We start from the raw sequence: 9458 nt of genomic DNA, 5'->3' as shown, positions 1-9458 counted from the left end.
TTCCGGAACTCCGGTGGGAACGCCGCCGACCTCCGGAGGTCGGCCGAGGAGGTGGACACGGCCGCGAAGAAGCTGGCGTCGGTGCTCCGGAACCGGGACGAGGAGATCCGGCGGATCCGCGCCGAGGTGGACACGCTCCGAAAGCTGGTGGACGAGTACGCGGCCCGGGTTCCTCAGGGGGCCCTACGCTAGGTAGGCTGAGCGCTCGCCGAGTCCGGCCACCCCCTCACCTCCTGGATGGAGTCCATGGACCGTCCCCCCACACCCCCCGGGCGGGGCCCGCACCGCGTGCTGGTCTGCGGCGCGGCCGCGCTGGCCCTGGCCCTGTCCCCGGTGGCGGCCTCGGCCGCGCCAGAAGACCCGTCCCCGGCACCGTCCGCCCCCGCCGACGACGCGGCGGTGCCGCAGATCCTCGATGTCTCCGACGCCGCCTGCGCGGAGTCCTCGGACCGGGTCATCGAGGACCTGCCCTGGACGCACGGGGCGCTCGGCCTGGACGAGGCCCACGCCCTGTCGCGGGGCGAGGGGGTGACGGTCGCGGTCCTGGCCTCGGGGCTGGACGCCGGGGCGCCGGCGCTGGAGGACGCCGTGACGGGCGGCGGGACGGACACGGACTGCCGCGGGTACGGCACCTTCCTGGCCGGGATCGTCGCCGCCCGCCCCCGGCCCGACAGCGGGTTCGTGGGCGTGGCGCCCGGGGCGCGGATCCTGGGCGTGGCCACGGGGGATCCACAGACCGGGGAGGTGACGGCCGCGCAGCTGGCGGCCTCGCTCCGGTCGGCCGTGGAGTCCGAAGCCCGCGTGGTGCTCGTAGGTACGGCGGTCACGGAGGGCTCGGCGGAACTGAGCGAGGCGGCGGCCGCCGCCGAGGAGGCGGGGGTGCTGGTGGTGGCGCCCGCTTCGGTGTGGGGCCGCGACGGCACCCGGCCCGGGCACCCCGCCCGGGAGTCGACGGTGCTCGCGGTCGCCGCCCACGCCCCCGACGGCCGACCGGTCGTACAGGAGGTCATGGTGGTGCAGGGCGAGGCCGAACCCGCCCGGGTGGACCTGGTCGCCCCGGGCTCCCAGGTGCTGGGCATCGGCCCGGGTGGCGAGGGGCACCGGACCAGCCAGGGCGACGGGGTGGCCGCCGCGTTCACCGCCGGGACGGCGGCGCTGCTGCTGTCCCGGGAGCCCGACCTGACCCCGGAGCGGCTGCGCGAGCGCCTGGCGGCCACCGCCTACCCGTCGGCCCTGGGGTCGGCGGACCCGGTGACCGGGAGCGGGCGGATCGACCCGGTGGGCGCGCTGGTCGCCGCCCCGGGCGGGCGGGGCGGCACGGTGGAGGGCGCGGAGTTCGTACCCGATCCCTCCGACCGGGGGGAGATGGACTCCCTGCCGGTGGTCCTGACCGTCGGCGGAACGGTGCTCGTCGTGACCCTGGCCGCCCTGGGGCGCCCGGTGCTGGCGGGGGGCCGGGCCCGCGGCTGGCGCCCGGCCCGGCCCGGGGAGAGGCCAGGCGAGAAGAACGACGAGAAGGACGGCGGGCAGGACTGAGCAGGCCGGAACGGGACGGGCCCGGGGAGCGTACGCTCCCCGGGCCCGTCGCGGTCAGGGCTCCTAGCCCCGGGCCTCCTCTTCCTCGGGCATGCGGGCGAGCTGCACCTCGACCGGGTCGCGCCGCGAGACCCACATGGCGCGTCCGGGCGGCAGCACCTTCGGCCGCATGCCGAACACCGTGCCCTCCGTCGGCGGGCAGGACAGCAGGATGCCCGGGGTGTTCATGTCGATGATCGAGCGGAGCACCGGGTCGCCGGTGACCCGGCGGGCGAAACCGCCCGCGGCGTGCGCCAGGACCAGGTGCATGCCGATGTCGGCGCCCTGGGCGAACATGGGCACCAGCGGGGCGAGCGGGCTGGGCCCGCTGCCGGAGATCATGTCGAGGTCGTCGATCACGATGTACAGCTCCGGCCCCTCCCACCAGTCGCGCCGCCGGATGCGGTCGGGGGTGATGTCCGGTCCGGGCAGCCGCTGCTGCATGGCCTGCGCGGCCGCGACCACCATCTCCCGGGCCCTGTCGGCGGAGACCGCGTAACCCAGCTGCATCTCCTGGGGGACCGCCCCGAACAGCCCGCGCCGCTGGTCCACCAGGACCACGCGGGCCCCGTTGGGATCGGCGTCGCGGGTGATGGCGTCCAGGACGCGGCGCAGGACGTTGGTCTTGCCCGACTCGGTGTCGCCCACCACGAGGAGGTGCGGCGTGGTGGAGAAGTCGTGGACGAACGGCTTCATCCGACGGCCCTCCACCCCCAGCGGAATGCGCAGCGCCCCGTTGTCGGTGGTCTCCACCGGCGGCATCTCCTCCACGCGCACCAGCGGCGGCAGGGTGCGCACCTCGGGGGCCCGGGGCCCGTCCCAGGCGGCCTTGACCCGCTCGATCAGCTCGGCGGACCCCTCGGTGACGGTGACGGGGTCGGCGACCCCGTCGGCCCGGGGCAGCGCGGTCAGGAAGTGGGACTTGTCCTCGGTGATGCCCCGGCCGGGGACGCGCGGCACGGTCTGGGCCGCGCGCATGTGGACCGCGGAGTCCACGGGGTCGCCCAGCCGCAGCTCGAAGCGGGTGCCCAGCAGGTCGCGGATGCCGGTGTGGAAGTCGGCCCAGCGCGGCGAGGCGACCATCAGGTGCAGGCCGTAGGTCAGACCCCGCTGGGCGAGCTGGATGAGGGTGGCCACCGAGTCCATGAAGTCCTGGCGGATGGTGCCCCAGCCGTCGATGACCAGGAAGACGTCGCCGTGGGGGTCGTCGGAGAACTCCCCGGCGGCCCGCCTGCGCCGGTAGGTGGCCATGGAGTCGATGCCGTGTTCGGCGAAGAGCGTCTCCCGGCGGGTGATCAGCTCCTGCATCTCGAAGATGGTGCGCATGATGCGGCGCTCGTCGGTGCGCGAGGCGACGCTGCCCACGTGCGGGAGCTCGCGCAGGGACTGGAGGACGCCGCCGCCCAGGTCGATGCCGTAGAACTGCATCTGCGCGGGGGTGTTGGTCATGGCCAGCGACAGGATGAGCGAGGCGAGCAGGGTGCTCTTGCCGCTCTGCGGGCCGCCCGCGATCCCGACGTGGCCGCCCTGTCCGGCCATATCCGCCACCAGCGGCGGGCGGGCCTGCTCGAAGGGCTTGTCGATGAGGCCGACCGGGACGCTCAGGAGGGTGTGGTCCCCCCAGGCCAGGCCCCCGGGGGCGACCCGGCGGCCGACCAGGGCCAGCAGCTCGTCCAGCAGGGGCGGGGTCCCCAGCGGGGGCAGCCACACCTCCCGGGCGGCCGGGCCCTTGTCCTTGAGCCGGTCCAGCGCCGCGGCCAGCAGGGTCGGGGCCTCGCCCTCGTTCTGCTCCTCCGGATCGGGCTCGATGACGGCGGCCGGAGCCTGCGGCATCCGGTACAGCTCGGTGAAGGGAACGACCTCTCCGCCCGTGGCGGCCCGCTGAGCGGTGCGGACGGCGACCCGGTGGGGACCCGAGACGTAGGCGGCCTTGAACCGGGTGAGGGTGTCGGTGTCCCACTTGAGGTACCCGTTGCCGGGTGCGGAGGGCAGCTGGTGGGCGTCGGGCACGCCCAGGACCCCGCGGCTCTCGATCGCCGAGAAGGTCCGCAGACCGATGCGGTAGGACAGGTGGCTCTCCAGCTGGTGCATGCGCCCCTCGTCCAGGCGCTGGGAGGCCAGCAGCAGGTGCACGCCCAGGCTGCGCCCCAGGCGGCCGATCATGACGAACAGGTCCATGAAGTCGCGGTGCGCGGCCAACAGCTCACTGAACTCGTCCACGACCACGAACAATGTGGGCATCGGATCGAGATTCGGATTGGAATCCCGTGCCTTTTGGTACTCGTGCACAGAACTGAAATTGCCCGCCGTGCGCAACTGCTCCTGCCTGCGGACGAGTTCACCGTGCAGGGCGTCCTGCATTCTCTCGACCAGAACGGCCTCGTCGGCGAGGTTGGTGATGAGCGCCGACGTGTGTTTCAGACCGTCCAGGCCGATGAAGGTCGCGCCGCCCTTGAAGTCCACCAATACGAAGTTCAGGGTCTCCGAGGAATGGGTCAGGGCCAGCGCCAGGACCAGGGTGCGCAGCAGTTCGCTCTTGCCCGACCCGGTGGCGCCGATCAGCATGCCGTGCGGGCCCATGCCGCCCAGCGCCGACTCCTTGAGGTCCAGCTCCAGCGGAGAGCCGTCGGCGGAGATGCCCACGGGGACGCGCAGCCGCCGGGCCGGGCCCAGGTCCCGCCAGGCGCGTTCCACGTCGTGCAGGTGGACGTTGGGGATACCGAGCAGGGCGGTCAGCTCGAAGTCGGTGGTGAGCGGCTCGGTGATCTCCGCGGAGAGGCTGATGCGGTACGGGGACAGCATCCGGGCCAGGGCGGTCGCCTGGACCACGCTGAGGGAGTCGGGGCGGCCGACACGGGTCTCCACGGGACGGCCGTTGTTGTCCCGGTCCAGGATGACCAGGGAGGTGGGCGTGGCCCGCAGGTTGAGCACCCCGGGGTCGTCCAGGAGCGGTTCCCGGTCGTCCACGGTGATGACGACACCGTTGCGGTAACCGCCGCCCACCAGGCGCGAACCCGGCGGGACGCGGCCGCCGTCCACGATGATGACGAAGAACGGCTCCTCCCGGTCCGGGGAGGCGAGGGGGTCGAACCCGGGCCGGTCGGTGAGGTCGGCCCCGGCCAGCGCCTCCAGGTCGTTGGCGTCTCCGGCGAAGTAGCGCAGGCTGCCGGCGGCGTCGGTCTCCGTGGGGTGCTGGAGGTGGGGCAGCCACTTGCCCCAGGACCACTGCGGACGGGCGTCGTCGGAGGCGCACACGGCGATCCGCAGTTCGTCGGGGGCGTGGGCGACCGCGAGCTGGGCCACCAGGGCGCGGACCAGTCCGCGGCAGGTCCGCGTCTCGCCGCGCACGGAGATCCGCGCGTAGCCCCGCAGGTACAGGGACACGGGCTGGTCCTCGACCATGCTGTACGCCCGGATGAACCGGCGCAGGGCGTGGGCGCTGAGGGGTTCGAGGTCCTCGACGGGTTTGGAGGACAGCGGGGAGATCGTCATCGCCAGGGCCTGCTCGCCCACCGCGACGCGCACCTCCGCGAAGTCCTCGTCCTCGGCGCGCCGCTCCCACAGCCGGGAGGTGCGCACCAGGGACCACAGCGCCTCGGGGTGGGGTGCCCGCCACAGCATGGCGTCGCGCTGTTCGGTGACCACCTCCCGCAGCCGGGTGCGCATCTGCGCGAGGTAGCGCAGGTAGTCGCGGCGGTCGCCGTTGAGCTTGCGGCGCCGCTCCATGGCGGTGCGGACGAACTGGCCGCCGAGCATGGCGACGGCGCCCAGGAGCATCATGCCGCCCGCGACGTAGGGCATGACCCCGGCACCCCCGCCGCCGCCCCCGCCGAAGGAGCCGGGGCGGATGAACAGCATCATCATGGCCATCGAGGTCAGCGCCATCGGCAGGTACATGAAGACGGACGAGCTGTTGGCCTGCGGCTCGGCCAGCTCGGGGGGCTCCTGAAGGCTGATGTCCCCCGAGGGCATGTCCGGTCCCGGCCTGCGCGGCGGGCGCCGGACAAGGATGGTACTCAAAACCTATACCTCCGGAACGGCTGTGGAACCTTAAGGTTTCTTTAAGGTAATTCGGACGTAGGGCAACAGAAAGGGATTCGGCCGACCCTCATTCGACCAGGTCTGATACTCCTACCAGTGTCAAGAAGATGACACAAGGCCGAAAAATCGGCTGATCCAGTTCCGTAATCACCCAAGACACTGTTAATGTTCCGCCAAGCCCGTGACTTTTCAGGCATTAAGCAACAGTTCCCCCTTGCTTGGAGACCGGATGAGCGACCCCTCTGGGGCGGAGCCCTGTCGCCTCGTGGTGCATGCGCCCCACCGCACCTTCGAGATCGCCGTGCCCACGGACGTACCCGTGGCCGAGCTCCTGCCCACCCTCGTGCTGTACGCGGAGGACGAGGACGGTGAGGACCTCGACGAGAGCGGCCTCGAACACGACGGCTGGATCCTGCAACAGCTCGGCGACGAGCCCGTGCCGGCGGACGAGACCCTCGCCTCCCTGGGGCTCTACCACGGCGAGACCCTCTATCTGCGGCCGCGCCGGGACCAGCTGCCCCCCATCCACTTCGACGACCTCGTGGCCGGGGTGGCGGTCAGTACCGCCGACCGCGCCGACCGCTGGTCGCCCTCGCACACCCGCGTGACGCTCCAGGCACTGGCCCTGGGCGCCCTGCTGCTCGGCGCCCTGGTGCTGTTCCTGGGCGACCGGCCCCAGCTGACGGTGATCGCCGGAGCGGGCGGCGCGGTCCTGATGCTCCTGGGCTCCGTATCCGCCTCGCGGGCCATGGGCGACCCGGTCGCCTCCACCGGGCTCGCGGCCTGCGCCGTGCTGTACATGACCCTGGCGGGCGCGGCCCTGCCCACCGGGCAACCGGGCACGCTGCTGACCGGCGCGCAGATCCTGACCGGCGCCATGGCGGGCGCGGGCGCCACGACCCTGGGCGTCGCGGCCGTCGCGGGCTCCGTGCCCTTCTTCACCGGGGTGTTCACCTTCCACCTGCTGACGGCGCTGGGCGCCATCATGGTGATGTTCATCCCCGGCGCCACGGTCGGCGCCGCCGCGGGCGGCACGGCGGCCCTGGCCTTGCTGGTGGCGACGTTCTCCCCGCAGCTGTCCTTCCGGTTGTCGGGGATGCGGCTGCCGTCGCTGCCCTCCAACCCCGAGCAGCTCCAGGAGGAGATCGATCCCTACCCGGCCCGCCAGGTACTGGAGCGCGGCACACTGGCCGACCACTTCCAGACCGGGCTGCTGGCCGCCACCGGGGCCGTCCTCACCATCACCCTGGTCGTGCTGGCCTGGACCGGGGGCTGGGTCGCGATCTCCCTGTGCGTCGTGACGGCCCTGGTCGTCCTGCTCCAGACCCGCGGCATGGCCTCGGCCCGCCAGCGCTTCTCCCACACGGCGCCGCCGGTGGCCGCCGCCGTCGCTCTCGTGCTGTACCTCACCCGCGAGCCGGAGGGGTTCACCGTCCTGACGGCGATGCTCGTCCTGGCCGCGGTGGCCGGGGCGCTGGCCGTCCTGTCCTGGTCCGTGCCGGGCAAACGCATGCTGCCCCACTGGGGCCGGGCCGCCGAGATCTTCCAGGCGGTCCTGGGCGTGGCGGTCGTTCCGCTGGTCCTGGGATTGTTCGGGGTGTACGGCCTGCTTCGCGCGATCGGGGGCTGAGCGGTGCAGTCACGACGCGACCGGGTCCAAGCACACGACTTCATGATGGGCCGCCTGGGCACCGCGATGCTGGAGTCGGACCCCAACGCGGTGGACGCGCCCCTGCGCCGCACCCGCAACACGTTCTACATCGGCCTGGCGCTGGGGGCCGTCCTGTGTGTGGGGTTCCTGGTGTTCGGGCTGATCTTCCCCGGCGGCTCCACCTCCTGGCGCCAGGAGGGGCGGCTCATCCTGGTCCGCGACACCGGCGCCTCCTACCTGTACTCCCAGGGGGTGCTGCGCCCCGTGGACAACTACACCTCCGCCCGGCTCATCCAGGGGGAGGGCATGGCCGTGAGCCTGGTCCGCGAAGCCTCCCTGGAAGGGGTGCCGCGCGGCGGCCCCGTCGGCATCCCCGCGGCACCCGACTCCCTGCCCACCGGTGAGATCGGCACGGTGTGGCGGCTGTGCGCGCTGCCCTCCGCCGAGGGGGACGCCCCCCGCACCTCCCTGACCCTGGACGACGCCGAGGGCATGGTCGTGCCGCCCCCCGAGTACGCCGTCCCCGTGGTCGGGCCCGACGGGCGCCGCCACCTGCTGTGGGCGGGGAGCCGCCTGGAACTGGACGTGGCGGGCGGTGCCGTGGAGGCCATGGGCTACGGCACGGTTCCGGCCCTCCCGGTGTCGGACTCCTTCCTGGCCGCGGTGCCGGAGGGCCCCGGACTCACCGCCCCGGCGGTGCCCGGCCTGGGCGAGGTCTCCGGCGTGGCGGGCCTGGAGGCGCGCCGGGTGGGCACACTGTTCACCGTCCCCGCGGGGAACGGCGCCTCCCAGGACTACCTGTTGACCCGGGACGGCCTGGTCCCGCTCACCGCGACCGAGGCCGCCCTCCTGCTGGCCTCCCCCGCCACCCGGGAGGAGGCGTACGCGGGGGCGGAGCCCACGGCGGCGACGCTGTCCGCCGGAGAGGTCCAGAGGCTGCTGGCCCCCGACGCCGAGGCCGGAGAGGTACTGGCGGCCGGGCTGCCCGCCGTCCCGCCCGAGGCGGTTCCCGAGGGTTCGGGCAACCCCTGCCTGGTCGTCGACCCCTCCGGGGAGAGCTCTCTGGCCCTGTCCCCCGACTCCTCGATCACGGCGCTGCCGGTCCAGCAGGTCCCCGGTTTCTCCCCGGGTTGCCCGACCCCCGACTTGGTGGGCGTGCCCGCGGGTGGCGGAGCACTGGTCCGGGCCGCCCCCGAGGCGGGGAGGAGCGACGCACCGACCTACTACCTGGTCACCGAGGACGCGGCCAAGTTCCCGCTGCTGGACGCCGACACGGTCACCGCGCTCGGCTACACCGAGGAGGAGGCCGTCACGACCCCCAACTCCCTCCTGAGGCTGCTGCCCACCGGGCCGATGCTGCACCCGGCCCTGGCGGCCCAGCCCCTCACCTCACCCCAAGACCCCGCGGCACAGCCGTGCCCGGGGGAAGCGCAGGAAGCGGTCTGAGGGACCGCGGAGAAAGGAGCGCCGTCATGAGCACGATGCGCAATACCGACGAAGCCAACAGGATCGCCAGCGAGGCCATGGCCGAGGCGCACGGCCGCTGCGACTCCGTCTACACCCGCGTCGACGCCGCCCGCGACGCCCTGCGCCCGGGCTGGCAGGGCGGCGCGGGCAACACCTACAGCGAGGCGCTGGTGCTGTGGCTGGAGGAGCTGCGGCTCATCACCAACGGCATGAACCAGATGGTCGAGACCTTCGGCGGCACCGTGAACGCCATGCACACGGTGGAGGACACCAACATCCTTGAGAGTTCGTCCTGGATCAACCAGCTCAACCCCAACCAGGCGAGCGCCTGAGGCCCGCGCGGCCCCTCCAACCCACCCCCCGAGCGGAACGAGAGAACGATGTCGGGCTTCCACGTCAACTTCAACGCCCTGAGCCAGGGGTCGATCGACCTCCAGACGGAGATGGGCAACGTCGAGAACGCGCTGGACGACCTCCAGCAGCAGATGGCCGCCGTGCGCAGCGAACTCGAAGGCGCCACCGCCGAGGCCTACGACGTGGCCATGCAGAACTGGTCGCTCAACCTCGCGGACATGCGCACCCTGCTGGGCGCCGCGCAGGTCGCCCTCAACAACTCGGGCGACAACTACGGCACGACCGACAACCGCGAGGCCAACGAGTGGCAGGCCCTGGGCTGAGCCCGGAGCCGCCATCCCGCGGGCCCGCCGCACCGGGCGGCGGGCCC

Annotated in this window: 7 protein-coding genes; 6 read left to right on the top strand and 1 reads right to left on the bottom strand. The window is 73.0% G+C overall.

Annotated elements, in window-relative coordinates; translation table 11 throughout:
* Together ACJOT3_RS28310 and ACJOT3_RS28305 are read left to right on the top strand one after the other, a co-directional pair.
* Positions 1 to 192: hypothetical protein (locus ACJOT3_RS28310; protein ID WP_406976177.1), on the top strand; the 192-nt coding region annotated here is incomplete at its 5' end.
* Between the two features lie 54 nt (positions 193 to 246).
* Entirely contained in the window at positions 247 to 1536 is a 1290-nt protein-coding gene (locus ACJOT3_RS28305; RefSeq protein WP_406976176.1) for a S8 family serine peptidase, read from the top strand.
* A 63-nt stretch (positions 1537 to 1599) separates the two neighbouring features.
* Here the strand turns inward: ACJOT3_RS28305 and eccCa are convergent, their stop codons facing one another.
* Entirely contained in the window at positions 1600 to 5595 is a 3996-nt protein-coding gene (gene eccCa / locus ACJOT3_RS28300) for a type VII secretion protein EccCa (protein WP_406976175.1), read from the bottom strand.
* A 250-nt stretch (positions 5596 to 5845) separates the two neighbouring features.
* Here eccCa and eccD point away from each other — a divergent pair, with 250 nt between their 5' ends.
* Genes eccD through ACJOT3_RS28280 form a run of 4 tightly spaced genes read left to right on the top strand, consistent with a single transcriptional unit; the run spans position 5846 to position 9411 of the window.
* Complete coding sequence (gene eccD, locus ACJOT3_RS28295) at positions 5846 to 7246, top strand: type VII secretion integral membrane protein EccD (RefSeq protein WP_406976174.1); 1401 nt, start codon at positions 5846 to 5848, stop codon at positions 7244 to 7246.
* Between the two features lie 3 nt (positions 7247 to 7249).
* Positions 7250 to 8713 carry a type VII secretion protein EccB gene (gene eccB, locus ACJOT3_RS28290; protein ID WP_406976173.1) on the top strand — a complete coding sequence of 488 codons (1464 nt, stop codon included), beginning with the start codon at positions 7250 to 7252 and terminating at the stop codon, positions 8711 to 8713.
* Positions 8714 to 8739: 26 nt separating this feature from the next.
* Positions 8740 to 9066, top strand: coding sequence for a hypothetical protein (locus tag ACJOT3_RS28285; protein WP_406976172.1), 327 nt, complete (start codon positions 8740 to 8742; stop codon positions 9064 to 9066).
* Between the two features lie 48 nt (positions 9067 to 9114).
* Complete coding sequence (locus ACJOT3_RS28280) at positions 9115 to 9411, top strand: WXG100 family type VII secretion target (RefSeq protein ID WP_406976171.1); 297 nt, start codon at positions 9115 to 9117, stop codon at positions 9409 to 9411.
* Positions 9412 to 9458 lie beyond the last annotated feature (47 nt).

Origin of the sequence: Nocardiopsis protaetiae (genome assembly GCF_045446735.1) — a bacterium.
Lineage (GTDB): Bacteria > Actinomycetota > Actinomycetes > Streptosporangiales > Streptosporangiaceae > Nocardiopsis > Nocardiopsis protaetiae.
This window is presented reverse-complemented; position numbering and strand designations above follow the sequence as displayed.